At 42.4% G+C, this 25,598-nt stretch carries 24 protein-coding genes; 17 read left to right on the top strand and 7 right to left on the bottom strand.

The features are described 5' to 3' along the window. Positions 1-16: 16 nt before the first annotated feature. The gene (locus tag G4417_RS05195) at positions 17-961 is read right to left on the bottom strand and encodes an AEC family transporter (protein ID WP_020993719.1); all 945 of its coding nucleotides are present in this window, start codon (positions 959-961) and stop codon (positions 17-19) included. A 245-nt stretch (positions 962-1,206) separates the two neighbouring features. Between G4417_RS05195 and G4417_RS05190 the strand changes: the two genes are divergently transcribed. The 3 genes from G4417_RS05190 to ilvC all read left to right on the top strand — a co-directional run bounded on the left by G4417_RS05190 (position 1,207) and on the right by ilvC (position 4,065). Next, positions 1,207-2,259 (top strand): tyrosine-protein phosphatase, encoded by a 1,053-nt coding sequence (locus tag G4417_RS05190; protein WP_020993720.1) that lies wholly within the window; start codon positions 1,207-1,209, stop codon positions 2,257-2,259. 160 nt (positions 2,260-2,419) lie between these two features. Further along, complete coding sequence (gene ilvN / locus G4417_RS05185; RefSeq protein WP_008704845.1) at positions 2,420-2,917, top strand: acetolactate synthase small subunit; 498 nt, start codon at positions 2,420-2,422, stop codon at positions 2,915-2,917. A gap of 128 nt (positions 2,918-3,045) precedes the next feature. Further along, positions 3,046-4,065 carry a ketol-acid reductoisomerase gene (gene ilvC, locus G4417_RS05180; RefSeq protein ID WP_008704844.1) on the top strand — a complete coding sequence of 340 codons (1,020 nt, stop codon included), beginning with the start codon at positions 3,046-3,048 and terminating at the stop codon, positions 4,063-4,065. Positions 4,066-4,345: 280 nt separating this feature from the next. Here ilvC and G4417_RS05175 read toward each other — a convergent pair whose 3' ends face one another. After that, a complete protein-coding gene (locus tag G4417_RS05175; RefSeq protein WP_173682816.1) occupies positions 4,346-4,873 on the bottom strand; it encodes a hypothetical protein in 528 nt (175 codons plus the stop codon). Positions 4,874-5,236: 363 nt separating this feature from the next. Between G4417_RS05175 and G4417_RS05170 the strand changes: the two genes are divergently transcribed. After that, positions 5,237-5,422, top strand: coding sequence for a hypothetical protein (locus G4417_RS05170; protein WP_173682817.1), 186 nt, complete (start codon positions 5,237-5,239; stop codon positions 5,420-5,422). A gap of 107 nt (positions 5,423-5,529) precedes the next feature. On the opposite strand, the gene G4417_RS05165 is transcribed toward G4417_RS05170, so the two are convergent. Further along, positions 5,530-6,162 carry a helix-turn-helix transcriptional regulator gene (locus G4417_RS05165; RefSeq protein WP_173682818.1) on the bottom strand — a complete coding sequence of 211 codons (633 nt, stop codon included), beginning with the start codon at positions 6,160-6,162 and terminating at the stop codon, positions 5,530-5,532. A 321-nt stretch (positions 6,163-6,483) separates the two neighbouring features. On the opposite strand from G4417_RS05165, the gene hydA reads away from it, so the two are divergent. Both hydA and yedF read left to right on the top strand, forming a co-directional pair. Then, positions 6,484-7,857: a dihydropyrimidinase gene (gene hydA, locus G4417_RS05160; protein ID WP_173682819.1), complete on the top strand. Its 1,374-nt coding sequence runs from the start codon at positions 6,484-6,486 to the stop codon at positions 7,855-7,857. 101 nt (positions 7,858-7,958) lie between these two features. After that, a complete protein-coding gene (gene yedF, locus G4417_RS05155; protein ID WP_118330244.1) occupies positions 7,959-8,573 on the top strand; it encodes a sulfurtransferase-like selenium metabolism protein YedF in 615 nt (204 codons plus the stop codon). A 57-nt stretch (positions 8,574-8,630) separates the two neighbouring features. Here yedF and G4417_RS05150 read toward each other — a convergent pair whose 3' ends face one another. Beyond that, a complete protein-coding gene (locus tag G4417_RS05150) occupies positions 8,631-9,842 on the bottom strand; it encodes a dicarboxylate/amino acid:cation symporter (RefSeq protein ID WP_173682820.1) in 1,212 nt (403 codons plus the stop codon). Positions 9,843-9,936: 94 nt separating this feature from the next. On the opposite strand from G4417_RS05150, the gene G4417_RS05145 reads away from it, so the two are divergent. Together G4417_RS05145 and G4417_RS05140 are read left to right on the top strand one after the other, a co-directional pair. Next, positions 9,937-10,932, top strand: a complete 996-nt coding sequence (locus tag G4417_RS05145) for an XdhC family protein (protein WP_173682821.1) — start codon at positions 9,937-9,939, stop codon at positions 10,930-10,932. A gap of 315 nt (positions 10,933-11,247) precedes the next feature. After that, entirely contained in the window at positions 11,248-11,730 is a 483-nt protein-coding gene (locus tag G4417_RS05140) for an SH3 domain-containing protein (protein WP_173682822.1), read from the top strand. A gap of 218 nt (positions 11,731-11,948) precedes the next feature. Here the strand turns inward: G4417_RS05140 and G4417_RS05135 are convergent, their stop codons facing one another. Further along, complete coding sequence (locus G4417_RS05135; protein WP_173682823.1) at positions 11,949-12,428, bottom strand: S-ribosylhomocysteine lyase; 480 nt, start codon at positions 12,426-12,428, stop codon at positions 11,949-11,951. A gap of 246 nt (positions 12,429-12,674) precedes the next feature. Here G4417_RS05135 and G4417_RS05130 point away from each other — a divergent pair, with 246 nt between their 5' ends. Further along, on the top strand, positions 12,675-13,493 hold the full coding sequence (locus tag G4417_RS05130) for a peptidylprolyl isomerase (protein ID WP_173682824.1): 819 nt from the start codon (positions 12,675-12,677) through the stop codon (positions 13,491-13,493). Positions 13,494-13,621: 128 nt separating this feature from the next. Here the strand turns inward: G4417_RS05130 and G4417_RS05125 are convergent, their stop codons facing one another. After that, positions 13,622-14,197, bottom strand: coding sequence for a class I SAM-dependent methyltransferase (locus G4417_RS05125; RefSeq protein WP_330598694.1), 576 nt, complete (start codon positions 14,195-14,197; stop codon positions 13,622-13,624). 370 nt (positions 14,198-14,567) lie between these two features. Between G4417_RS05125 and coaBC the strand changes: the two genes are divergently transcribed. Beyond that, positions 14,568-15,776: a bifunctional phosphopantothenoylcysteine decarboxylase/phosphopantothenate--cysteine ligase CoaBC gene (gene coaBC / locus G4417_RS05120; RefSeq protein WP_173682826.1), complete on the top strand. Its 1,209-nt coding sequence runs from the start codon at positions 14,568-14,570 to the stop codon at positions 15,774-15,776. Between the two features lie 37 nt (positions 15,777-15,813). After that, a complete protein-coding gene (locus G4417_RS05115; RefSeq protein WP_025576961.1) occupies positions 15,814-16,578 on the top strand; it encodes a type III pantothenate kinase in 765 nt (254 codons plus the stop codon). A gap of 93 nt (positions 16,579-16,671) precedes the next feature. Here G4417_RS05115 and G4417_RS05110 read toward each other — a convergent pair whose 3' ends face one another. Continuing rightward, entirely contained in the window at positions 16,672-17,571 is a 900-nt protein-coding gene (locus G4417_RS05110; RefSeq protein ID WP_173682827.1) for an RluA family pseudouridine synthase, read from the bottom strand. A 219-nt stretch (positions 17,572-17,790) separates the two neighbouring features. Here G4417_RS05110 and G4417_RS05105 point away from each other — a divergent pair, with 219 nt between their 5' ends. The 6 genes from G4417_RS05105 (at position 17,791) to cobK (ending at position 25,522) form a co-directional block, all read left to right on the top strand. Continuing rightward, positions 17,791-19,134, top strand: coding sequence for an MATE family efflux transporter (locus G4417_RS05105; protein WP_173682828.1), 1,344 nt, complete (start codon positions 17,791-17,793; stop codon positions 19,132-19,134). 313 nt (positions 19,135-19,447) lie between these two features. After that, complete coding sequence (gene cbiD / locus G4417_RS05100) at positions 19,448-20,593, top strand: cobalt-precorrin-5B (C(1))-methyltransferase CbiD (RefSeq protein ID WP_173682829.1); 1,146 nt, start codon at positions 19,448-19,450, stop codon at positions 20,591-20,593. Between the two features lie 255 nt (positions 20,594-20,848). Then, complete coding sequence (gene cobM, locus G4417_RS05095; RefSeq protein WP_019161254.1) at positions 20,849-21,625, top strand: precorrin-4 C(11)-methyltransferase; 777 nt, start codon at positions 20,849-20,851, stop codon at positions 21,623-21,625. 73 nt (positions 21,626-21,698) lie between these two features. Further along, positions 21,699-22,820: a cobalt-precorrin 5A hydrolase gene (locus G4417_RS05090; protein WP_173682830.1), complete on the top strand. Its 1,122-nt coding sequence runs from the start codon at positions 21,699-21,701 to the stop codon at positions 22,818-22,820. Further along, positions 22,813-23,544, top strand: a complete 732-nt coding sequence (gene cobJ / locus G4417_RS05085; protein WP_008704807.1) for a precorrin-3B C(17)-methyltransferase — start codon at positions 22,813-22,815, stop codon at positions 23,542-23,544. The genes G4417_RS05090 and cobJ overlap by 8 nt, the downstream gene beginning before the upstream one ends. Continuing rightward, positions 23,537-25,522, top strand: a complete 1,986-nt coding sequence (cobK, locus tag G4417_RS05080) for a precorrin-6A reductase (RefSeq protein WP_173682831.1) — start codon at positions 23,537-23,539, stop codon at positions 25,520-25,522. Before cobJ ends, cobK begins: the two co-directional genes overlap by 8 nt. Positions 25,523-25,598: the final 76 nt, after the last annotated feature.

Below are 25,598 nucleotides of genomic sequence, written 5' to 3'. Positions count from 1 at the left end.
CATAAAAAGCCTGGGCTCAGATCAGTCCCAGGCTTTTGCATATATAGAGCCAGATTGTCATGGTAAAGGAGCTTAACAGAGTGGTAGTCATAACCACACCGGAAGTAAAATCGCCGTCATAATCCATGTTTTTGGCCATGATATAACAGCTTACAGTAGTGGCAGAGCCAAGCATGATAATAATCGCAACCAGCATGTCATGGGAAAATCCCAGAAGCACAGCCAGTGGAAGAAATACAGCTTCATATCCCACAAGCTTCAGAAAGCTACATGCGATCAGTGGTTTCGGCCTTGCGAATGCCTTGCCGAATTTCAGTGCGCCACCCATGGCCATCAGCCCAAGAGGAGTCGCTGTTTTTCCGAGATTATCTACGGCAGTATTCAGAATTGTTGGCATTGGCAGATGAAGCAGCGACCATACCATACCTGTCAGGATACCAAGGATAATAGGGTTCGTGGCGATTCCTTTCAGGGTTCGGATAAGCTTTGCGGTATCAAGTTTACCGCCGCCGGGAGCGAACAGTGACAGTGTTATAACTGCCATCACATTATAAAGCGGCACACTTCCGATGATCATAAGCGGTGCCATTCCTGCGTTTCCGTAAAGATTCTGGATAATTGCAATTCCAAGGATCGCAGCGCTGCTCCGGTAAGAAGCCTGGATAAATTCGCCCTGGATATTTCGCGGTTTCAGCAGATAGGAAAGTCCTGTGGAAATTCCGATACTGATCAGTGTGACAAAGAAGCAGAACAATACAAATTTCGTATTCCATACACTGTAGAAATCTGACTTTGCAATATCCAGAAACAAAAGCGCAGGCAGAGCTGCATTAAATACGAACTTATTCAGACGGCTGACAAAGGTGTCATCAAAGAGTCCGATCTTCCGAAAAAAGAGCCCGAGCATCAGGGTGAGAAAAATCGGGATTGTAGCATTAAGACAGAAAATAAGATTCTCCATTTTCATAAATCCTTTCAAAAAAATGATTTCTGTACAAAAAGTACGGTTCATAAGGTGACTGCTATATCACAATAACACCATGATTATAAACGTTTGACAGGAATTGTCAAATTCCGATTTCTGTGTTATTCTGAAAAAAGTGGTTGCTGTTCAGTATGCCTTGCAGATTGCGGGAATGATTTTTCAGACACGCTCTAAGAGCAGAGTGAACAGTAATAAAATTGCAGACAGTGGAGTGGTGGATCATGAAGTATGGAAAGATAAGAATAGAAGATGGATTTCTGGTTTTTACCAGACATATGATGATAAACAATCTTCCATGTAAAGACATTGTATGGGCATATATGCGAAAAGAGGGAGCAGATGAAGGTGATGACAGACAGCTGAGTGTAAATTATCTTGTAATTGTTACCAGACGTAAGAAGAGATACAAGTTCGATATGACAGAAAAAGAGATTCATGAGTGTATCCGCATTCTTAAGATATTAAACCCGGATATGGCAACAGGTTTCCCGAAGGGCGGCAGGATATCTCTTCATAGTCTGCCGAATACCAGAGATCTGGGTGCGATCGTTACAGCTGATGACAGACACATCCTGCCGAGGAGGCTTCTGAGAAGCGGGGAACTTTATCACATTTCAGAGAGCGATAAGAACAGACTCAGAGAAGAATACAATCTGAAGACGGTGATCGACCTGCGTTCGGCAGAAGAGAGAAAATGTAAACCGGATACTATTATAGCAGAAGTAGAATACTACCATGTACCGGTTGTGGATGAGGATGTGCAGGTTATCAGCAACAGAGAACAGTTTGTGAAAATGCTTGCAGGACTCCCGGATGATATGGAAGAATATATGATCAGACAGTACAGGAATTTATGCATGGATCAGCTGGTGTTGAAACAGTATGCGAAGTTTATCGATATTCTTTTCAGGCAGGAAAAAGGTGCTGTTTTGTGGCATTGCGGAACTGGAAAGGACCGTACAGGGATCGGGACTGCTTTTCTGCTCAGTCTGCTGGGGGTGGAGGAAGATGTGATATATGAAGACTATCTGCGCACAAACCGTTATATGGAGCCCAAACTGGTATATATGCAGAGACTTGTACAGACCTGGCCGGAGGCAGATGAGAAAATGACCGAGAAGCTTCCAATTATATATAATGTAAAAGAGGAGTATCTGGCTGCTGTTTTTGAAACAGTGAAAAAGACTTATGGTTCTATGGAAAAGTTTTTCCAGACCGTATTTTATCTGAAACCGAAAATGATCGAAGAGTTCAGAAATAAATATCTGATATAGGCAGTTAATTTGATGTTTTTATAAAAGCTGTCACAGAAAGACATTTGTTTTTGTGCGAAAAATTTATTGACAAAATCACGATTATTGATATAATGGTAACCATACGAGCTATTTATTATATTAACGTGGTGAAAATGTACACGTTGAAAGCAGGTGGGACATGCAGAAGAGAGTATTATCCCTGTTAGTAGATAATACTGCAGGTGTAACAACCAGAGTATCTGGATTATTCAGCCGCAGAGGCTATAACATCGACAGCATTACCGGAGGTGTAACAGCGGACGAGCGTTTTTCCAGAATTACCGTTGTGTGCAGCGGGGATGAACTGATTCTGGAGCAGATCACGAATCAGCTTGCCAAGCTTGTAGATGTAAGAGATATTAAGATCCTGGAGCCGGACAACAGCGTATGCCATGAATTAATGATGATCAAGGTGGCTGCGAAACCAGAGCAGAGACAGGGACTCATTTCCATAGCGGATGTTTTCCATGCGAAAGTTGCAGACGTAAGTGTGGATTCCATGATATTGGAGATGACAGGCAACCATAATAAATTGGAAGCATTTCTTGAGCTGATGGGTGATTACGAGATTCTCGAACTTGCACGTACAGGAATGACCGGTTTATCAAGAGGTTCGCAGGATGTAACCTATTTCTGATGAAAGACCGGAAGGCTTTTCGGAATGCAGGAAATGGAAGAATATCTCAGAAACAGTACATATTATAGTTTGCTAGGGGAGCATCCCTTAACGATAAATTTTTTTACGATTAGCAGGAGGAAAATAAAATGGCTAACAAGATTTTTTATCAGGAAGATTGTAATTTAAGCTTACTGGATGGTAAAAAAATTGCAATTATTGGATACGGAAGCCAGGGACATGCACATGCTCTGAACTTAAAGGATTCCGGATGTGATGTCATTATCGGTCTTTACGAAGGCAGCAAATCCTGGAAGAGAGCTGAAGAGCAGGGCTTTAAGGTATATACAGCAGCTGAAGCAGCTAAACAGGCAGATATCATTATGATTCTTATCAATGATGAATTACAGGCTAAACTTTACAAAGAATCCATCGAGCCAAACCTTGAAGAAGGCAACATGTTAATGTTTGCTCATGGTTTCAATATCCATTTCGGATGCATCAAACCACCAAAGAATGTTGACGTTACAATGATCGCTCCTAAAGCACCTGGTCATACAGTAAGAAGTGAGTATCAGGCTGGAAAAGGAACACCTTGTCTTATCGCTGTAGAGCAGGATTACACAGGAAAAGCTCAGGATCTTGCACTGGCATATGGTCTTGGAATCGGCGGAGCAAGAGCTGGTCTTCTTGAAACTACATTCCGTGTAGAGACAGAGACAGACCTCTTTGGTGAGCAGGCTGTACTTTGCGGTGGTGTTTGCGCACTTATGCAGGCTGGTTTCGAAACACTTGTTGAAGCTGGTTATGACCCAAGAAATGCATACTTTGAATGTATTCATGAAATGAAACTGATCGTAGACCTGATCTATCAGTCAGGATTCGCAGGAATGAGATATTCTATCTCCAATACTGCTGAATATGGCGACTACATCACAGGACCTAAGATCATCACAGAAGATACAAAGAAAGCTATGAAGAAAATTCTTTCTGATATCCAGGATGGTACATTTGCAAAAGACTTCTTACTTGATATGTCTGATGCAGGTGCACAGGTTCACTTCAAAGCTATGAGAAAGAAAGCTTCTGAGCATCAGTCTGAGAAAGTTGGCGAAGAAATCCGTAAACTTTACAGCTGGAATGGTGAAGACAAACTTATCAACAACTAATCTGAATATGATTAAATTAAAATCCCCTGCTGAATGGCAGGGGTTTTTTTTGTTATAGGAAATTACTCCGTAATGTTCCTATAACATAAAAAAGCCCTCCGGGCAGGATCGCACTGCGACGGAGAGGAATTATGTCGCTGAAGCGACCCGCCGCAGGCGGAGAATCCTGCAAGCAGGATTCTTTCTTGTATGTACTGATTCAATGATTATTGTTTGTTCTGTATTATGCAATTCTTAAGATTATGCATAATATAACAAGATGCAAATCAATCTCAGCATTTTATAATTCGACAATCTGTCCTTTTTCTACGTCATATCTGCAGTACTTACCATTTCCGGAAATAAATGGCTGATATGTATCTGTCCTGTTATCTTTAAGATATACAATTCCGGTAGCGATCATCTCCACTAATGAAAAGCGTTCGCTGAGACTGGAAATCCACTTATATGTTTTGTTCTTTGATGAACTTGCCATAACCATATTGTAGGCATGTCCGTCTTCGGTGGCTTCCAGAGAAAAATATACTTTCTCTGCCTTATCAGGAGCATCAAAGACCTGACTTGTAATATAGGAAGAAAAATTGGTGCTTACAAAATTTCGGAAAGATTTTATATCATAAGTAATTCCGGATACTTCGTCTGTGATTTTATCTCCGCGTTCCAGACGTGTTTTAATAATCTTTAGTACCTCTACAGTCCAGTTGATAAAAGAGATACTGCTGTAATTCATACTTTCCATCAACTGTTCGATCAGTTTGCGTGACAGGATACCGGAGCGTATTGCCTCATCATAAAGTTCTCTGTTCATGGCATTTTCCCTCTTTTTTGATTATTTGTAACTATTCAGCAGTCTACTATCCCGCGAGGTGTTTTGGCATGAACATGCCAAAATCCCGAGACATACAAGTCAAAATCCCATCGCCGAAGGCGATTTTTAATGGATTTTGACTCGTAACTGTGAAGGTACTGAACAGTTACGATTATTTTATGTTTGTTATAGTGTTTCCGCACATTTCTATGTTATACTGATTATAAATCTGTTTGTTGTAAAATGCAACAAAAAACGGACGAATAAATAAAAATATTTGTGAACAGTAACGAATATATTGTTACCTGTATTTTTGTTTCTCGGAACGATAATGAGACATAAGGAAAATTGAGGAGGGATAAAATGGAGATAGAAGAAGAGTTTATTTCGGGATTTTGCAGAACATGTAATGGAGGGCAGACTGTCTGCTGCGAATATACGATGGAAGGAGATAAAAGAACCCTCACATTTATGGATTGTGCACATGACAGATGTGTGAATCATGCTGCCTGTGAAATCTACAAACAGGCACATGAAATGGAGTCATAGTCATTCCATACCATTCATGCCATATGATTACTGTTCGCATAAAAGAAAAAACAGACCTGATGGAAAAGTACCATGCAGGTCTGTTTTTATATCATTCTTTTCTGGTTTTACTTATTTACATCAATATAACTGTACAATGTATATTTGGAGATTCCGAAATAATTTGCAACTTTATCGCCGGATTTGGTAATAAGGAAAGCACCTGCATCATTTAAGAACTGAATAGCAGTAACCTTATCCTCTTTATTCATTAAAGGAACAGGTTTTCCTACCAGAGCCACAGATTCTTCGATCAGATGCTCAAGAAGATCATTGACATTATGAGTGATCTCTTTGGGCTTCTCTTCCTTATTTTCCGGAGTGACAAGAGAATGAAGGGCAGATTCGATCATAGTAAGCTTGGTAATGTCATAATTGATTCCGAAAACATAATGAAGGGTACCATCGTCATCATGAATGTAGGAAGTGCTGCACTTCAGAATCTTGCCGTCTGCTGTTTTCATCAGATAACCGGTATGGTCTTCGGGGGTAGCTCCTTTTTCCTGATTGCGGATCGCATCAAAAACAGCACTGGATGGTCCGTCTCCGATATCTCTGTTTGTAACATGACCATTTACGATGTAGACGATGGAATGTTCCGGCTCCGAAGTTTTCAGATCATGGATTACCACTTCACAGTCAGGTCCGAACTGGGAAGCAAGATCAGCAGCGATTTGTTTTAACACAGTAAGTCGTCCCATTTGATTTCCTCCTATTAATATAACTTTTAAACGGATCATAACCGAATCAGGCGGGGCTTCTATAGTCTGAGCAGTAACAGTCATTCGATTATGAGCATGTAGTAAAGCGGATGAATTTATCCGTCAAAACGTTCAGTGCAGACACATGGAAACTGCACATTTTTTATATTCTATCATAAAAAAAAGGAAATAAAAAGAGCCTAAAAAAAATAAATGTGAATACCTTAAAAAATTTGTGATTATAATCATAAATCATTGAAGTGATATAGGAATCGTGGTATATTTTAAACATGAATATAAAAGAAAGGGGTGTCAGAAACAGTGAAAACTTTACTGAAGAATGGTACAGTAGTATCGGGGGATATCTCTGTCAGAGAAGATGTTCTTATAGATGGAGAGAAGATTGTAAAAGTAGGCCGGAATCTGGAAGCAGAGGATGCACAGGTAGTTGATGTAAACGGTAAGCTGCTTTTTCCGGGATTTATAGACGGACATACACATTTTGACCTGGAAGTGGCAGGAACAGTGACGGCAGATGATTTTGAAACAGGAACAAGAGCTGCCATTGCAGGAGGTACAACTCTGGTAATCGATTATGCGTCTCAGGATAAAGGTGGCCATACGCTGAAGGAAGGCCTTGAGAAGTGGCATGAGAAAGCAGATGGGAAATGTTCCTGTGATTATTCTTTCCATATGTCTATTGTGGAATGGAATAAGGAAACTCAGAGAGAAATACAGGATATGATCAATGAAGGGATTACCAGTTTTAAGCTTTACATGACTTATCCGGCAATGATCGTAGATGACGGTGACCTTTATAAGATTATTAAGAAATTAAATGAATACGGATGTTTTGCAGGGGTACATTGTGAGAATGCAGGGGCAATCAATGCGTTGATCGCAGAAGCGAAAATCGAGGGACGTCTGGGACCTGAGAATCACCCGTTGGTGCGTCCGGATATTATGGAGGCAGAGGCAGTTCACCGCCTTCTTGTGATCGCAGATGCAGCAGATGCTCCTGTAATGGTAGTACATCTTACCAACCGGAAAGCATTTGAAGAAGTGATGCGTGCCAGAATGAACGGACAAAAGGTATATGCGGAAACCTGTCCGCAGTATCTGCTTCTGGATGACAGTGTATATTCAAAACCGGATTTTGAAGGTGCCAAATACGTGTGTGCACCTCCAATCCGTAAGAAAGCAGATCAGGACTGCCTGTGGAAAGCACTGGCGAATGATCAGATCCAGACGGTTGCAACTGACCAGTGCAGTTTTACAATGGAGCAGAAAGCTCTTGGTAAAGATGATTTCACGAAGATTCCGGGAGGGCTGCCGGGAGTACAGACGAGAGGAACTCTGCTTTATACATACGGTGTACGCACAGGCAGAATCACGCAGGAACAGATGTGCCGTCTGTTAAGTGAGAATGCAGCTAAACTTTACGGAGTGTATCCCAATAAGGGCGTGATACGTGAGGGAAGTGATGCAGATATTGTTGTATTTGATCCTGAGAAGGAAAACGTTATCTCTGCAAAGACACATCTGTATCATACGGATAATAATCCATATGAGGGATTTAAGCTTCATGGAGATATTGACAGCGTATATTTAAGAGGAGCTCATGTGGTGCAGGATGGAAAAGTAATTCTGGAGAAAACAGGAAAATATATTAAACGCGGTAAGAATCAGATGTAAAATATATATTTTATGGAATTGCCGTAATCAGGTAAGTCCTCTGGGGAGATTGCGAAGAGTAATAAGCAGTGAATATAAAGAATAACAAGAGGTGACAGAAAATGAAACATGAAGTAAATGCAATGGGAAAACAGTGTCCGATTCCGGTAGTGATGACAAAGAAGGTTATTGATAATGCGGCAGTCGGTGATGAGATTGAAATTCTGATCGATAATGAAACCGCAGTGAATAATCTGAGCAGACTTGCAAATAAAACAGGTTGTACGTTTGTATCTGAAAAACTGGGAGACAAAAAGTATCAGGTGAAGATGGCAGTACAGACTGAACAGACAGGTGGTACCTTGGAAGAAGAGGAATTTGTCTGCGAAGCACCGCATAAAAAAGTGACGGTAGCAGTAATCTCCTCAAATGTTATGGGAAATGGTGATGATGAACTGGGAAAGATTTTGATTAAAGGATTTATCTATGCCCTTTCTCAGATGGAAACACATCCGGATACAATCCTTTTCTATAATGGAGGTGCAAAACTTACAACAGAAGACTCTGAAAGTCTGGAAGATCTGAAAAAGATGGAAGAAGAGGGCGTGGAAATCCTGACCTGCGGTACCTGCCTGAAGCATTATGGACTGATGGAGAAACTGATGGTTGGAAAAGTTACCGATATGTATACGATTGCAGAGCGTATGACAGGTGCAGATAAGGTGATTCGTCCGTAAGAAAATGAAGGCCATCATATCTGAGAAAAAAGACAGATATGATGGTATTTTAAACTTTTATTGCAATTTCTGTTCTCTGATATTGTGGTATCTGGCATATCCGGTAAGAATCAGAGTCAGGGCACCATCGCCTGTTACGTTACAGGCTGTCCCAAAACTGTCCTGAAGGGCAAAGATAGTCAGCATCAGAGCTGTAGCAGAATCGCCGAATTTCAGGATACCGGTGATAATACCGAGAGATGCCATAACAGTGCCTCCCGGTACACCCGGAGCACCAATGGCAAAAATTCCAAGCAGGACACAGAAAAGAACCATGGCCCCCGGCGCAGGAACTGCACCATAGAGAATTTTGGAGATTGCCATACAGAAGAATACTTCTGTGAGGACAGAACCACAGAGATGAATATTGGCAAACAGTGGAATACCAAAATCTACCAGATCCTTTCGGAGAGGTTTTGCTCTGTGTGCGCATTGGAGGGCGACTGGCAGTGTGGCAGCAGATGACATGGTACCTATGGCTGTGAGGTAGGCAGGACCATAATGTTTCACAACTCTCAGAGGATTTTCTCTGGAATAAATTCCTGCAAGTATATACAGAAAAGCTATCCAGATAAAATGTCCGATCAGAACAATGACGATTACCTGAAGGAATACAGGAAGCTGTCTGGTGATTGTTCCTTCGTATGCCAGTGAACAGAAAGTCAGTCCGATAAAGTATGGAAGAATCGGAATAATGACTCTTGATACAATAGCCAGTATGATCTTCTGGAATTCTTCAAGAAAAGAAGAAATCAGACTGGCTTTTGTCCATGCGGATGCAAGTCCCAGCATAATGGACAGTACAAGTGCACTCATGACAGGCATTATCTGTGGGATGGAAAGCTCAAAAACTACATCCGGCAAAGCTTTGAGATGACTGGCAGTGGAGCTGAAGGACAAATGTGGAATCAGCAGGTATCCGGATAATGCAGAGAATAAAGCAGCTCCCAGTGAGGAAGCATAAGCAATACTGACTGCAACACCTAACATTCTGGAAGCATTGTTTCCGAGTCTGGTAATAGATGGTGCGATAAATCCAATGATGATCAGCGGAACAGAAAAGCTGATCAGCTGACCAAGAATATACTTCGATGTTACAACCACATTCAGTACTGCAGTCGTAATGGCAGATTCATCTGCTATATTAAGAAGAAGTCCGATACAGATCCCCAAAGCTACGCCGACAAGCAGCCGGAAGGGCAGACTGTGTAAAAAAAAGTTTTTTTTCATAATAATTCCCCTTTTTCTGTCAATTATAATATATAATGATGTCATGGTCAAAAGGTATTTTATTCCTTATTTTATATCGAAACAGGAGAGAGTTATGTACAGAAAAATTTACCAGATTTTGGAAGAAACAGGAAAAGTAAAAACAGCAATGGTTTTAAACGGTAATCATAAGGGAGAAAAATGTCTGATAAAAGAAAACCATTGTGTATTATCTGATAAAAATACAGAAGATTTCTGGAAAAAATATGAAGCTGATCTGGCGGAGTGCCAGGAGACAAAAGTTGTTCATATGAGAGATACAGATTTCTTTGTGGAAACTTATGTGAAAAATCCGCAGCTTATCATTTTTGGAGGCGGACATGTTTCGCAGCCTGTTGCAAAAATCGGAAAAATGCTGGGATTTCATGTGACTGTTATGGATGACAGAGAAGATTTTGTGACTTCAGAGAGATTTCCGGATGCTGATCGGCTGATCAAAGGCAGTTATGATGAGCTTTCAGACAAAATACCGGCCTATGAAAATGCTTATTATGTGATCGTGACAAGAGGTCATCTCGGAGACAGTGCCTGTGCCAGACAGATACTGAGACGCCCTTATAATTATCTGGGAATGATCGGCAGTAAAAATAAAGTAAAGCTGACCAGAGAAAAACTACTCGGAGCAGGTTTCAGCGAAGAACAGCTCAACAGTATCCATGCACCGATTGGATTGCCGATTGGAGGACATATGCCGGCAGAGATTGCTGTAAGTATTGCTGCGGAGATCGTTCAGGAAAAGAACAGGTATGATGTTTCTTATATTGATGGAGTTGTGGAGGATGCTGTCAGGAAAAAAGAACAGGGAATTATGATTACGATCATATCCAAGAGTGGTTCTTCTCCAAGAGGGACAGGAAGTAAAATGTTTATTGATAAAGACGGGAATTCATATGGAAGCATCGGAGGCGGAAATGTGGAATTTCAGGCTTTGAAATATGCACCAGAAGCGCAGCATGGAGAAATCAGGAAGTATAATCTGTCTAATCAGGGTGGTGCGAATCTGGGAATGATCTGTGGCGGCGAGGTGGAAGTCCTTTATGAATTGTTGTAGATAAACACAGAACCTACAGCGTTACTGTTCACATATCATTATCCCGCGAGGTGTTTTGGCATGAATATGCCAAAATCCCGAGACATACAAGCCAAAATTCCATTGCCACAGGCAATCTGGAATGAATTTTGGCTACGTTACTGAGAACGGAGTGAACAGTAACCCTACAGCAATTCCGCGCAAATAGAAGAAGGCAGACAAAGCAGGACAAAACGCATACTTGAATTATCTGTAAGAATCGTGTATATTAATACATAAAGCGAACACAGAAAACACGAGGGGACAGAGCGTGTTTGATAAAGGAGGAAACTACTTATGAAGAAATCACTTTGGCTGGTTCTTGTACTGGGACTTGCATTTGCTGCTCAGGGATGCGGATTTGATCCTACTATTGATTCCAGCGTTATGATCGTTAAAGTAACACCAACACCGGAAGTCACACCTACTCCTGAGGCTTCAGCGACAACACCAACGCCGGAAGCAACACCGACATCGGCAGCAGAGCAGACAGCCAGTGGTGTGAAAGTAGAAGTGAAATCCGGTACTTATTATGCGTCATCAGAATTAAATCTTCGTTCTGATGCAAGTGCAGATGCAGATCTGATTTCTAGTGTGGCATCAGGAACTCAGCTGAACAGTACTGGTGTATGCGAGAATGGATGGATTCGTGTGGATTATAATGGTCAGACATGTTATGCAAGTGGAGATTTTGTGACAACAACAGCTCCGGCAGCAGACGCAGGTGAGACTGCAGCAGATACATCAGCAGATACGTCTTATGATGAAAGTGCAGAATAATCTGATGATATAAAAATTTGCATCAGTCCTCTTTGAATATATTTCTATGAGAGGTACAATAAAGGCATTTTTGGAAAAATGTTGACAGAAATGTATAAGTAAAAGCAGAAGCTGCAGGGGATAATGACCTGTCAGCTTCTGCTTTTTTTGTCTGAAAAATACGATAGAAATCTTTTTCGGTGTGTTGTTTATGAGGATTGCTGTAATACTGTAGAATGTTACTGTGGATAAATAAGTCTGTCCGGCTTGATATCATAAAGAACTTCATCCAGAAATTTTCCGGCCAGATATTTTGCCATAGGCAGATTCATATCCAGATAATTTCCGCAGTCTTTTGCAGATGCTCCCGGAACTTCGCCTTCAAAATCACGGATAAATTCAAAAGTCTCGATCATAAGCGGAACGATATCTTTGGATTCATAATCTCCATTTAAAAGAAGATAATTGCCCGTACGGCATCCCATCGGTCCCCAGTAGATCATCTTAGGGCCGAACTCTTTGTGGTTTCTCAGAAATGTTGCTGCCAGATGCTCAATCGTGTGAAGCTCAGCGGTATTCATTACAGGCTCTTCATTAGGAGAAGTCATACGGATATCGAAGGTAGTGATCACACTGTTGCCAACCGGGTCCTTACGTGAAACATAAATTCCGGGCTGTAATTTGATATGGTCAATGGTAAAACTTGTTATTTTTTCCATTTTGGATTCCTCGCTTTCTTTTGCAGGTATATTCTGACTGTTCATCAGTCTGTTGTTCCGGTTTCACCGCAAAAAGGGAAGATACAGAACTGAACATGCTGAACAGCCATATATATTTTAACAGGCAATCCGAAGGAAGTAAACACAGGAATCTGTAACAATCTGAACATTTTGTGAAAAGAGTTGTTTTTTTTTTGAGATAGGTTATAATCAGATTACTGTAAATGATTTCGGAGGTAAAGGAAAATGAAAAGAAAATTACTGGCAGCACTTTGTGTTACAGCTATGTCGGCAGGTTTACTGGCAGGATGTGGCAGCAGTGATAAAACAGAAGAGAGTACAAAAACAGAGGAAACAGCGAAAGAGGAGACTTCTTCTCAGGAAGAGACAGAGACAAAAGCCGCTTCTTCTGACAGTGATAATGTAGCAAGTGAAGAAGAGGCAGAAAAAGCCGGATTTTCTGATGGCTCTGATGAAGAAAATGATTCTGCTGATACAGATTCTGAAAGTACAGATTCTTCAGACAGCAGTAGTACCAGTGTGCTTCTGGATACTTCCAAAGAACTGACAGGAACTCATCACGCAGAGATCGAAGTAAAGGATTATGGTACAATTGATGTGGAACTGGATGCAGATACAGCACCGATCACAGTGACAAATTTCGTGAAGCTCGCACAGGAAGGTTTCTATGACGGACTGACATTTCACCGTATCATGGATGGATTCATGATCCAGGGTGGTGATCCCAACGGAGACGGAACAGGTGGATCTGAAGAGAATATTAAAGGTGAGTTCAGCAACAATGGAGTAGACAATGATATTTCCCACACAAGAGGGACTATTTCCATGGCAAGAGCCAGTGATCCGGACAGCGCAAGCTCACAGTTCTTTATTGTTCAGGCAGACAGTACATTCCTGGACGGAGATTATGCAGGATTCGGCCATGTGACAGAAGGTATGGATATTGTTGATAAGATCTGCGAAGATGCAAAACCAACAGACAACAATGGAACGATTACATCAGATCAGCAGCCGGTCATTGAGAAGATTACCATTACAGATTAAGTAAAATAGAAATCGAAGTATAGTGCCCGGAGAACAAATAGAAATTGAAGAAAAGGCACAGCAAAAACAGCAGGGAAGGTATGAAAAAATCTTTCCTGCTGTTTTGTTAAGTATGGAACAATTACGGATTAATTTTTAATTATAAGTACCGGGATTGGCGGATTGTTGGGGCGGTTGTAGTAATCGCTTTTGATTACCAGGTATTGATGGGAATCAAGATTTTTCAGCCAGTCAAGAATCTGATCCCGCTCTTCAAATCCGGAATCGCCGCCACTGTAGATGCAAAGAGAAATCATTCCGCCTTTTTTCAGAAGGGCTAAAGCCTGAGTCAGTGCCTGAATGCTGGTTTCTCCTCTGGTTGCAAGTGAATGATCTCCGCCGGGCAGATAGCCGAAATTAAAGACAATGCAGCTTACACTGTCTGGTGCGGCATATTCTGCTATATTCGCATGAGATTCCAGAAGCAGTCTGTAATTTTCAGGAGCATGTCCGGCGGTCAGTTTCTTTTGGGTTGCATTCAGTGCCTGCTCCTGAATATCAAAGGCAAGAACCTTTCCTGATTCTCCACATAGCTGCGAAAGCAGAAGCGTATCATTTCCGTTTCCCATTGTAGCATCAATACAGAAGTCTCCTTCATGTACCTGCTGTCTGATAAAAGCTGCACACCATTGCGTGATCTGATAATTCTTCATATATTCCTCCACAAAGTCATACACCGGATTTATACGTTAATATCAGTGTATTATAGCAATCCGGTCTGTCAGTTAAGTCAGGTAGAGTCCAGTGTAAATTATGGATATCTGACTGATTGCTATTATAATGCAGGAAATGTTTATAAACAACGATTAAGTGTAATCTTGCTGGTGTTCACCTGCAAGATTCTATTATCCTGATTGTTTCGCAAATAAAACAAATCACTTATTGCATTTTTGATAATAATTAGTCTATAATAAATAGAATTGTAAAAGTCAGAATCCTGTTATCAAAGGTGAATTATGATAGATTTTGACATGTAAGTATAAAGACGTAGAAACAGCCAGAAATAGTATGGTTCGGAGAAAGAGGTAAAGGAAAATGACACTGGAAGGAAAAACAGTATTACTGGGAGTGACGGGCAGCATTGCGGCGTATAAGATTGCATATCTGGCAAGCGCGCTGAAGAAACGTCATGCAGATGTTCATGTGCTGATGACAGAGAACGCTACGAATTTTATCAATCCGATCACTTTTGAAACTCTCACAGGAAATAAATGTCTGGTGGATACCTTTGACCGGAATTTTCAGTTTCAGGTAGAGCATGTATCGATTGCAAAGAAAGCAGATGTAGTGATGATTGCACCGGCAAGTGCCAATGTAATCGGTAAACTGGCACATGGGATTGCAGATGACATGCTTACTACCACGATCATGGCATGCAAATGTAAGAAATTCATTTCCCCGGCCATGAATACCAATATGTTTGAGAATCCTGTAGTGCAGGATAATTTAAAGATTCTGGAGCATTACGGATATGAAGTGATCGCTCCGGCATGCGGATATCTGGCATGTGGCGACACAGGAGCGGGAAAAATGCCGGAACCTGAGACATTACTTGCCTATATTGAGCGCGAAGCTGCCTGTGAGAAAGATCTGAAAGGAAAGAAAATCCTTGTAACTGCAGGTCCCACACAGGAATCTGTCGATCCTGTCCGTTATCTTACCAATCATTCTTCAGGAAAAATGGGTTATGCCATTGCGAAAGCTGCCATGCTCCGCGGTGCAGATGTCACGCTGGTCAGAGGACGTACTTCAATTGAACCTCCCATGTTTGTAAAGCTGGTACCTGTTGTGACTGCAAGGGACATGTATGAAGCCGTAACTTCTGTCAGCAACGAACAGGACATCATTATTAAAGCTGCTGCTGTGGCAGATTACCGCCCTGCCAGGATCAGTGAAGAAAAAGTTAAGAAAAGTGACGGACAGATGTCCATAGAACTGGAAAGAACAGATGATATCCTGAAGTTTCTTGGGGAACACAAACAGGCCGGACAGTTTCTCTGTGGATTTTCCATGGAGACACAGAATGTGATCGACAATTCCAGAGCCAAGCTGGCAAAGAAAAATCTGGATATGGTGGCTGCTAACAATGTGAAAGTGGAGGGTGCCGGATTTCAGGGAGATACCAATGTACTGACATTGATCACACAGGATGAGGAAATCTCTCTTCCGCTTATGAGTAAAGAAGACGCAGCTTTTAGGATCCTGGATAAAATCCTTTCGCTGATGCAGGACTCTGTCTGTTGAGGGAACAGGACGATTAAGAAATTGGAGATAAATAATTATGATTTTAGCAATTGACGTTGGAAACACCAACATTGTAGTTGGATGTATTGATGACCTGAAAACATATTTTATAGAACGCCTTTCTACTAACCGTACAAAGACGGAACTGGAATATGCGGTGGATTTAAAGAATGTTCTTGATATCTATCATATCAAAAAAACAGAGATTGAGGGCTGTATTATTTCTTCTGTAGTGCCGCAGATCACAAATATTGTGAAACTTGCCGCAGAGAAAATTCTTAAGAAAAATGCAATTGTTCTCGGACCCGGTGTAAAGACAGGACTGAATATTATGATGGATAATCCGGGACAGCTTGGTGCAGATCAGGTTGCTGATGCGGTGGCAGGAATTGCCGGTTATCCGGTGCCGTTAATCCTTATTGATATGGGAACTGCAACCACAGCGTCTGTTGTCAACAGTAAGAAGCAGTATGTAGGCGGAATGATTCTTCCGGGTGTAGGGGTTTCCCTGGATGCACTTACTGCGAGGGCCTCCCAGCTCAGCGGAATCAGTATTGATGCGCCAAGACATGTGATTGGGAAAAACACGATCGAATGTATGAAGAGTGGGGTTCTTTACAGCAATGCAGCAGCTTTGGATGGAATCATTGACAGGATCGAAGAGGAACTGGGGGAGAAGGCAACTGTAGTGGCAACCGGTGGTCTGGCAAAGAAAATCGTTCCTCATTGTAAGAGAGAAATCATTCTGGACGAGGAACTTCTTCTGAGAGGTCTTTTGATCATTTATGAGAAAAATAAATAAGAATGTATATGCATTCATATCAAAACAGTTCATCAGACAAAAAACTGATGAACTGTTTTGTTTGCAGTAATTTATGGGATTGCTATAAATGCATTATTTTAGAGAATTGCTATAAAAGGCAGAAATAAAATCAATAGGAAGCGGAGCAGTAAAAAGCATGACCTTTCCGGTTATAGGATGAGTAAACTCCAACTGATAAGAATGAAGGGGCTGACGGTTTATCCGACGGTAATCAGGATTATATAAATAATCTCCGGGCAGAGGATGCCCGATATATTTCATATGCACACGTATCTGGTGTGTGCGCCCTGTTTCCAGATGAAGTTCGGCCAGAGAATATTCTTTTCCTGCCGCCAGCCGTTCATAATGAGTTATTGCAGACTCCCCGGTTTCGAAATTTACTTCCCTGGTGATCACGGAGCCTTCCATTCGTGCGATAGGAGCGTTGATCGTTCCGGAGTCAGGAAGAAGTCCGTCTACAAGTGCGAGATAAGTCCTGAGAATCTGACGCTTTTTCATCTGAACTGACAGAATCGCTGCGCTGAGGGGATTTTTGGCAAGGATCAGAGTACCGGTGGTATCCCGGTCCAGCCGGTTGATACAGCGGTAAACAAAATCCTCTCCTTTTTCTGCAAAATACCAGGCGATTCCATTTGCCAGAGTATTTTCATAATTTCCCGCAGAAGGGTGTACAGGCATATCTGCAGGCTTGTTTATCACAAGAATATCTTCGTCCTCATAAAGGATATCCAGATCCATCTTTGTACGGATAATATTTTCGCCAGATTCAGTTTCAGGAACAGTGATGATCAGATGATCCTGCGGTTTAAGCACTGATCGTCCGAAACCACGTTCGCCATTGAGGATGATGGCGTTGGGGGTGTTCTTCATTGAACTTAATATGTGGCGGGAAAATCCCTCTTTTTTTAGAAAGTCCAGAATCGTGACCGGAGCTGTATTTTTGGAGATAATATAGTTAAGGATTCTTTGCATATAATCTGTCTGCTTTCTTGATTTGTATAAGATTTAAGAATTGCGGGGCTGATATGCCCTGCCTTATTTTTGCCAGATTTACTGTATCAGATTTTGAAGAATATAACAAGAACAACTGTCAGATTTCATAAGAATGCTTAAAAAATACATTTTATTCTATTGCATCACAGAAAATTAAGCGTATAATCAAAAAAAGAAAATAGATTCAGGTGGAAAAAGATGAAAGAACAGCAACATATTTTCACGAACAAAATGCTCCGAACCCTGTTGATACCGGTTATTTTTGAACAGGTACTGAATTCCCTGATGGGAACTGTGGATACCATGATGGTCAGCAATGTAGGTTCTGCTGCAATATCCGCAGTATCTCTGGTGGATTCCATCAATGTATTGGTGATCCAGGCGTTCTCAGCGCTGGCAGCAGGAGGTGCAATCCTCTGTTCACAGTACATAGGTCAGAAAAATCATGAAATGGCAAATAAATCAGCAAGACAGGTATTATTTATCATTACTGCCATATCTGTAGCAGTGACTGCTCTGTGCCTGCTGTTTCGTGTGCCACTGTTAAAACTGATATTCGGAAAAGTAGAAGCAGATGTTATGACTGCCTCTCAGGTGTATTTCTTCTATACGACATTATCCTTCCCATTTATAGCACTTTATGATGCGGGAGCATCCATATTCCGGTCCCAGGGAAATACCAGAGGACCAATGACAGTATCGGTTATTTCAAATGTGATCAATATCGGCGGAAATGCGGCGCTGATCTGGGGATTCAATATGGGAGTGGCAGGAGCTGCCATCGCAACTCTTGCATCCAGAGTCTTCTGTGCTGTAGTGGTACTCTGGCAGCTTCGTATGGACAGACAGCCGATCGTAGTCAGAAATTACAGACAAATCCGCCCCGATGGAAAAATGATCAGAAGAGTTCTGGCTCTGGGAATCCCGTCCGGTATAGAGAACAGCATGTTTCAGCTTGGAAAGCTGGCAATACAGTCTTCCGTATCCACACTGGGAACAGTAGCCATTGCAGCTCAGGCAATGACAAATATTCTTGAGAACCTTAACGGTATTGCAGCTATCGGTGTAGGAATCGGTCTGATGACAGTAGTAGGACAGTGTCTGGGAGCGGGCAGAAAGGATGAGGCAGTTTACTATATTAAGAAATTAAGTGTCCTTGCAGAAATCATTGTTGTTGCAAGCTGTCTTTTGGTGTTTGCCTTAACCATTCCGGTCACAAAGCTGGGTGGTATGGAACCGGAAAGTGCAAGAATGTGTTTCCATATGATATCCTGGATAACGGTTGTCAAACCTATTGTATGGACTCTGGCATTTATCCCTGCCTATGGCCTCAGAGCAGCCGGAGATGTAAAATTTTCTATGATCACATCCTGTATCACTATGTGGACATTCCGTTTTTGCCTTTGTGTATATCTGATCCGTTTCAGAGGCTTCGGCCCAATGGCTGTATGGATTGGAATGTTTACTGACTGGACAGTGCGGGGAATCGTATTTTCTCTTCGCTTCCACAGTAGGAAATGGCTGAAGCATAAGGTAGTATAACAAGGTGGTATAGCCATGAAATGCGTTGACTTTTACTGCTCAAAATTATATAATGATTCTCGGAAATAATTCTGGAAAAGCATTACAGGAAGTCAGGTGAAATTCCTGCGCAAGTCCGTTACTGTAACAGCCAGATACTGTCTGCTTTTCATTGTAGAGAGGAAATATGATCTGCGGCAACCAGAGGATATTTCGGGAAAAGAACTTTCAGGAGGGATTTTGTTGCACACAGAAATCTCTCCTTTTTATGTATAGCAATGCTGTAGAGTAATCTGCAGACAGAATGTGACAACAATGCAGCAAAGGAGGCGTCATGAAAAACGGACTGGAAGATTACTACGTGATACGTGGCAATAAAAAAATGAGGTTTGGCTATACAACAGGCTCCTGCGCAGCAGCTGCATGTAAGGGTGCTGCAGAGATCCTGCTGGGTGGTGTCATGCAGAAGGCTGTCACCTTGATGACTCCTAAGGGAATCCTGCTTACACTGGAACTGAAAGATATCCGAATTGAAGAGGATAGAGTGACCTGTGCAATTCAGAAGGATGCAGGAGATGATCCGGATACTACCAATGGAATTCTGGTCTATGCCACTGTGCAGAAGACAAAAGAACCGGGAATCATTCTTGACGGAGGCGTTGGCGTGGGAAGGGTAACAAAAGCCGGACTTTCCCAGAAAATCGGGGAAGCAGCTATTAATCCTGTGCCAAAGGCCATGATTTTGCGTGAAGCCACAGAAATCGCTGAGAAATATGATTATGAGGGTGGTCTGAAAATCATCATTTCCGTTCCTGAAGGTGTGGAAATTGCAAAGAAAACTTTTAATCCACGTCTGGGAATTGTGGGAGGAATCTCCATTCTGGGAACTTCCGGGATTGTAGAACCTATGAGCGAAGCTGCTCTTGTACAGAGTATCAATGTAGAGATGAAGCAGCATTTTTCCCAGGGAGAAGAATATCTTCTGGTAACACCGGGAAATTACGGGGCAGATTATCTGCGGGAGCATATGGATCTCCCTTATGAAAAAAATATTAAATGCAGCAATTATGTAGGTGAGACCATTGACATGGCAATTGATATGGGAGTTAAGGGAATCCTTTTCATCGCTCATATCGGAAAGTTTGTAAAAGTTGCAGCAGGAATCATGAATACCCATTCCCACAGTGCAGATGCCAGAATGGAAGTGCTGGCATCCAATGCGATCCGGGCAGGAGCATCGTTGGAGTGTGCAAAGGAAATCCTGAATGCATCTACTACAGATGAAGCAATAGACATTCTGGAAAAATATCAGATACTTCAGAAGACCATGAAAGAGATCCTGGACAGGATCCAGTTTTATTTAAATCACAGATCCTATGAGCAGATCCTTCTGGGGGCAGTGATCTTTAATAATACTTATGGGTATCTGGGACAGACTGCAGATGCAGAGAAGCTGATAAAGCTGATTAATGCACAGTAAAGATCCTATCGCAAAGGCGATTTTAACCGAATCAAGTAAGTCCCCTGCTTCAATTGCGAAAAGCAATAAGCAGTGGGTGGGGACTTGCTTGTATCAGGAGGAGTGCAAGCTCCTTCTGATAAACTGCGGAGCAGTTATTCGGTTATGAGCAAGTAGCGAAGCGGATTGCGAATATCCGCTTGAATGGATTTTGACTCACAACTGTGAAAGTATTGAACAGTTGGAATAAATTTATAATAAGGAGAATGATAGATTATGGTACATTTCGTAGGAGCAGGTCCGGGAGCACCGGATCTTATCACAGTAAGAGGAAAACAGTATCTGGAGGAAGCAGATGTGGTGATCTATGCAGGATCACTGGTAAATCCAAAGCTTCTGGAATATACAAAGGACATCTGCACTATCCACAACAGTGCAAAAATGACACTGGAGGAAGTGATCCATGTGATCGAGAAGGCGGAAGCAGAGGGAAAGACAACTGTCCGCCTTCATACCGGAGATCCATGTATTTACGGTGCGATCCGTGAACAGATGGATATTCTGGATGAGAAAAATATCGCTTATGATTACTGTCCGGGTGTCAGTGCATTCTGCGGTGCTGCAAGTGCCCTGAATCTGGAATATACTCTGCCGGATATTTCCCAGAGTGTGATCATTACACGAATGGAAGGCAGAACTCCGGTTCCGTCCAAGGAAAGCATTCAGTCATTTGCGGCTCATCAGGCAACTATGGTTGTATTCTTAAGTACAGGAATGCTGGAAGAGCTGAGCAGACGTCTTATTGAAGGCGGTTATACAGCAGATACACCAGCAGCCATTGTATATAAGGCAACCTGGCCGGAACAGAAGACCTTCGTCTGCACAGTGGGAACATTGGCAAAAACGGCGGCAGAAAATAATATTACAAAAACTGCTCTGATGATCATCGGAGATACAGTTGCAGCAGCACACTATGACCGTTCCAAGCTGTATGATCCGGAGTTTACTACAGAATTCCGTGAGGCTGTGAAATCAAAAACACATCACTCATAGAATCTGGTAACCTTAAGGAATTGCTATCGTTTATGAGATTACTGTAAACAGGAGAAAGAGAAGGAATATAACAGTGAAGGTTGCACTTATATGCTTCAGCCTTACCGGACAGCAGACCGGGGAGAGATTATGCAGGGGGCTGCAGGCGGCCGGGCTGACAGCAGAACTGGATAAAAAAAGTAAATATCTTCCGGATTCCATTCAGATCAGTACCTCTGCATGGGCAGGAGAGAAATTTTCTGATTCAGATGCACTGATCTTTATCGGTGCCACCGGAATTGCCGTCCGCAGCATTGCGCCTTATGTAGCGTCAAAGAAGTCAGACCCTGCGGTGCTGGTCGTAGATGAGTGTGGAAAGTTTGTCATTTCCCTTCTGTCAGGACATCTGGGCGGTGCCAATGAACTGGCGCTAAAAACAGCAGAAATTCTGGAAGCAATACCAGTGGTCACAACAGCCACAGACCTGCATCACCGTTTTGCAGTAGATGTTTTTGCAAAGAAAAACAATTGCAATATCTTTAACATGAAAGCAGCAAAGGAAGTCTCTGCTGCACTTCTGGCAGGAAAGAAAGTTGGATTTTACAGTGAGTTTCCGACGGACGGCGAACTGCCGGAGGGGCTGATCCGGTGTAACGAATATGGGAATCCTGTCAACAGTACGGATGACAGATCAGAAGAGGAAACACAGAAAAGCTCTGATTTTAATGGAACAGGGACAGACTGTACGAAGATAGACTGCGGAGTTGCGGTTACTGTACATACTTCCTGTAATCCTTTTATTTCTACCACACAGGTAGTTCCGAAATGTCTGACCCTGGGCATGGGCTGCAGGAAAGACAAGGATGCACGTGGAATCGCAGAGGCGGCACAGAAGGTGCTGGACAGAGCCAGATTTTATAAAGAAGCATTTGAGCAGATCGCAAGTATCGATCTGAAGAAAGAAGAACAGGGAATCCTGTCATTGTCACAGGACTGGCAGATTCCTTTTGTGACTTATACAGAAGAAGAATTAAAACAGGTGTCTGGAGAATTTACTCCCTCACCTTTTGTAAAAAAGATCACAGGTGTGGACAATGTCTGTGAGAGAAGTGCAGTCCTTGCCAGTGGAAATGGCAGGCTGCTGCAGAGAAAAACAGGAGAAAATGGTGTGACCACAGCAGTGGCTGCCAGGGAATGGAGGATACATTTTGAGTAAAATATATGTAATCGGAATCGGACCGGGAGCTTATGACCAGATGACAGGAAAAGCAATCCGCGCCATGAATGAAAGTGATGCGATCATCGGATATACCGTATATGTAGACCTGGTGAAGGAATATTTTCCGGGAAAAGAATTTATGACTACACCAATGAAAAAGGAAGTGGACCGCTGTGTACTTGCTTTTGAAGAGGCAAAGAAAGGCAAAACTGTTTCCATGATCTGCAGCGGTGATGCAGGAGTTTACGGTATGGCAGGTCTGATGTATGAGGTTGGTGTCAATTATCCGGAAACAGAACTGGAGATCATCCCGGGTGTGACAGCGGCAACAGGTGGAGCTGCTGTTTTGGGTGCACCTCTGATCCATGACTTCTGTCTGATCAGCTTAAGTGACCTTCTCACACCATGGGAAAAGATAGAGGCAAGACTTCTGGCAGCAGCTCAGGCAGATTTTGTTGTATGCCTTTACAATCCGTCAAGTAAAAAACGTCATGATTATCTGCAGAAAGCCTGTGATCTGATGATGAAATACAAATCACCGGATACCATCTGCGGAACAGTTTCCAATATTGCAAGAGAAGGCGAAGAAGCTCATGTAATGACATTAAAGGAACTGAGAGATACACAGGTGGATATGTTTACCACAGTATTTATCGGTAATTCTCAGACAAAGGAAATCAACAATAAGATGGTAACACCGAGGGGATATAGGAATGTATAAAGTTCTTGTTTTTGCGGGAACAACAGAAGGATACGAGATCTGCCGGTTTCTGGCAGATCATAAGATAGAGACAAAGGGATTTGTTGCCACAGAATATGGCAGCAAATCTCTTACAGAAAGTGAATTCCTCATTGTGCAGACCGGAAGACTGGATGCAGCGGCTATGGAGGAGACCTTTTTACAGGAGAAACCGGAAATGGTGCTGGATGCCACTCATCCTTATGCTGCTGAGGTGACTGTAAATATCAGGACAGCCTGTGAGAATACGCAGACAGCATATTACAGGGTGCTGAGAGAAGCAGGAGAACATGAGGATAGGGCAGTATATGTGGACAGTGTTCAGGCTGCTGCAGATTATCTGGATCAGACCCAGGGAAATGTATTGCTGACAACAGGAAGCAAGGAGCTGGCCGGCTTTACAGGCATGAAGGATTATCAGAACCGTCTTTATGCAAGAGTCCTTTCTCTGCCCAATGTGATGAAAGCCTGTGCAGAGCTGGGATTTGAGGGAAAACATCTGATAGGAATGCAGGGGCCTTTTTCCAGAGAGCTGAATGCTGCAATGCTCAGACAGTATGACTGCAGATATCTGGTCACAAAGGATACAGGAAAAGCAGGTGGATTTCAGGATAAGATCGATGCTGCCCTGGAATGTGATGCAGTTCCTGTGATCATCGGGCGTCCTCTGAAGGAGGAAGGAATGTCTGTGAGAGAATGTAAGAGATTTCTTACAGAACATTTCAGTTTAGCCCACAGACCGCATATTACATTGCTGGGAATTGGAATGGGAAGTCAAAAACTTCTCACTGTCCAGGGTAAGAACAGCCTGGATCAGGCGGATCTTCTGATCGGTGCCAGAAGGATGGTGGATTCTGTGAAACGTCCGGGACAGGATGTGTTCGTGGAATACAGAAGCCGGGAGATCAGGGATTATATTGATGCACACCCGGAGTATGACAATATTGTGATCGCCCTTTCCGGAGATGTGGGCTTCTACAGCGGAGCCAGAAAACTTCTGGAAGTACTGTGTCAGGATCGAGAGGATAATACAGAGATAGAGATTCAGTGTGGGATTTCCTCAGTTGTATATTTTATGTCCCAAATAGGATTGTCCTGGGATGATGCCAAAATTGTCAGTGCACATGGAAGAGGCTGTAATCTTATCTCACATATCTGTTATACAGAGAAAGTCTTTTCCATACTCGGAACTTCAGACGGTGTAGCAGTTCTGGCAGAGAAACTGGTAAAATACGGGATGGGTGATGTGCTTCTTTATGTGGGAGAAAATCTGTCCTATGAAAATGAGAAGATTTTTGCAAAGCCTGCCAGCGAACTGACAGAATATAAGGGTGATCCTTTGTCCGTCATCTGTGCAGTAAATGAAAATGCAGGAACACGTCTGGAGACGCATGGGATCAGAGATGAGGAATTTATCAGAGGCAAAGCGCCCATGACAAAGGAAGAGGTGCGTACGGTATCCCTTTCCAAACTGCGTCTGACCGCTGATTCCGTCTGCTATGATGTGGGTGCAGGAACAGGCTCACTGTCAATAGAGATGGCACTTCGTGCTCATCAGGGACAGGTCTGGGCAATTGAGAAAAAGGAAGACGCAGTTGAACTGATCCACCGGAATAAGGTGAAATTTGCAGCGGATAATCTGGAGATTGTGGAAGGACTTGCACCAGAGGCTCTGAAAGATCTTCCGACACCAACCCATGCTTTTATCGGAGGCTCGTCAGGAAATCTGAAAGAGATCGTGAAGCTGCTGGTTGAAAAGAACCCTCAGGTCCGGATCGTAATCAACTGTATCACTCTTGAAACTGTGTCCGAAGCATTGGAAACAGCGAAAGAGTTTGGATTTGAAGAGAATGAGATCGTACAGCTAAGTGCAGCACGTTCAAAGGCAATCGGACGTTATCATATGATGATGGGCGAGAATCCCATTTATATTATTACACTTCAGAATCCCGGGAAATAACAAATGATACAGATATCAGGGATTACAAATTAACAGTTAAGGAAATATAGATTAACAGTTAATAGATTGGAATGCC

The sequence above is a fragment of the Blautia wexlerae genome, from assembly GCF_013300825.1.
Classification (GTDB): Bacteria; Bacillota; Clostridia; order Lachnospirales; family Lachnospiraceae; genus Blautia_A; species Blautia_A wexlerae_B.
The sequence above is the reverse complement of the archived record's forward strand: the minus strand, read 5'-3'. Positions and strand labels throughout refer to the sequence as shown.

What these genes read in the sequence shown, in the direction of transcription:
- G4417_RS05135 (WP_173682823.1), bottom strand. Translation starts at nt 12,428, where the DNA reads ATGGAAAAAATAACAAGTTTTACCATTGACCATATCAAATTACAGCCC.
- ilvC (WP_008704844.1), top strand. Translation starts at nt 3,046, where the DNA reads ATGGCTAACAAGATTTTTTATCAGGAAGATTGTAATTTAAGCTTACTG.
- ilvN (WP_008704845.1), top strand. Translation starts at nt 2,420, where the DNA reads ATGCAGAAGAGAGTATTATCCCTGTTAGTAGATAATACTGCAGGTGTA.
- cobM (WP_019161254.1), top strand. Translation starts at nt 20,849, where the DNA reads ATGGTACATTTCGTAGGAGCAGGTCCGGGAGCACCGGATCTTATCACA.
- G4417_RS05175 (WP_173682816.1), bottom strand. Translation starts at nt 4,873, where the DNA reads ATGAACAGAGAACTTTATGATGAGGCAATACGCTCCGGTATCCTGTCA.
- yedF (WP_118330244.1), top strand. Translation starts at nt 7,959, where the DNA reads ATGAAACATGAAGTAAATGCAATGGGAAAACAGTGTCCGATTCCGGTA.
- G4417_RS05145 (WP_173682821.1), top strand. Translation starts at nt 9,937, where the DNA reads ATGTACAGAAAAATTTACCAGATTTTGGAAGAAACAGGAAAAGTAAAA.
- G4417_RS05110 (WP_173682827.1), bottom strand. Translation starts at nt 17,571, where the DNA reads ATGCAAAGAATCCTTAACTATATTATCTCCAAAAATACAGCTCCGGTC.
- G4417_RS05115 (WP_025576961.1), top strand. Translation starts at nt 15,814, where the DNA reads ATGATTTTAGCAATTGACGTTGGAAACACCAACATTGTAGTTGGATGT.
- G4417_RS05140 (WP_173682822.1), top strand. Translation starts at nt 11,248, where the DNA reads ATGAAGAAATCACTTTGGCTGGTTCTTGTACTGGGACTTGCATTTGCT.
- G4417_RS05170 (WP_173682817.1), top strand. Translation starts at nt 5,237, where the DNA reads ATGGAGATAGAAGAAGAGTTTATTTCGGGATTTTGCAGAACATGTAAT.
- G4417_RS05150 (WP_173682820.1), bottom strand. Translation starts at nt 9,842, where the DNA reads ATGAAAAAAAACTTTTTTTTACACAGTCTGCCCTTCCGGCTGCTTGTC.
- cbiD (WP_173682829.1), top strand. Translation starts at nt 19,448, where the DNA reads ATGAAAAACGGACTGGAAGATTACTACGTGATACGTGGCAATAAAAAA.
- G4417_RS05195 (WP_020993719.1), bottom strand. Translation starts at nt 961, where the DNA reads ATGGAGAATCTTATTTTCTGTCTTAATGCTACAATCCCGATTTTTCTC.
- G4417_RS05190 (WP_020993720.1), top strand. Translation starts at nt 1,207, where the DNA reads ATGAAGTATGGAAAGATAAGAATAGAAGATGGATTTCTGGTTTTTACC.
- G4417_RS05165 (WP_173682818.1), bottom strand. Translation starts at nt 6,162, where the DNA reads ATGGGACGACTTACTGTGTTAAAACAAATCGCTGCTGATCTTGCTTCC.
- G4417_RS05130 (WP_173682824.1), top strand. Translation starts at nt 12,675, where the DNA reads ATGAAAAGAAAATTACTGGCAGCACTTTGTGTTACAGCTATGTCGGCA.
- cobK (WP_173682831.1), top strand. Translation starts at nt 23,537, where the DNA reads ATGTATAAAGTTCTTGTTTTTGCGGGAACAACAGAAGGATACGAGATC.
- coaBC (WP_173682826.1), top strand. Translation starts at nt 14,568, where the DNA reads ATGACACTGGAAGGAAAAACAGTATTACTGGGAGTGACGGGCAGCATT.
- G4417_RS05105 (WP_173682828.1), top strand. Translation starts at nt 17,791, where the DNA reads ATGAAAGAACAGCAACATATTTTCACGAACAAAATGCTCCGAACCCTG.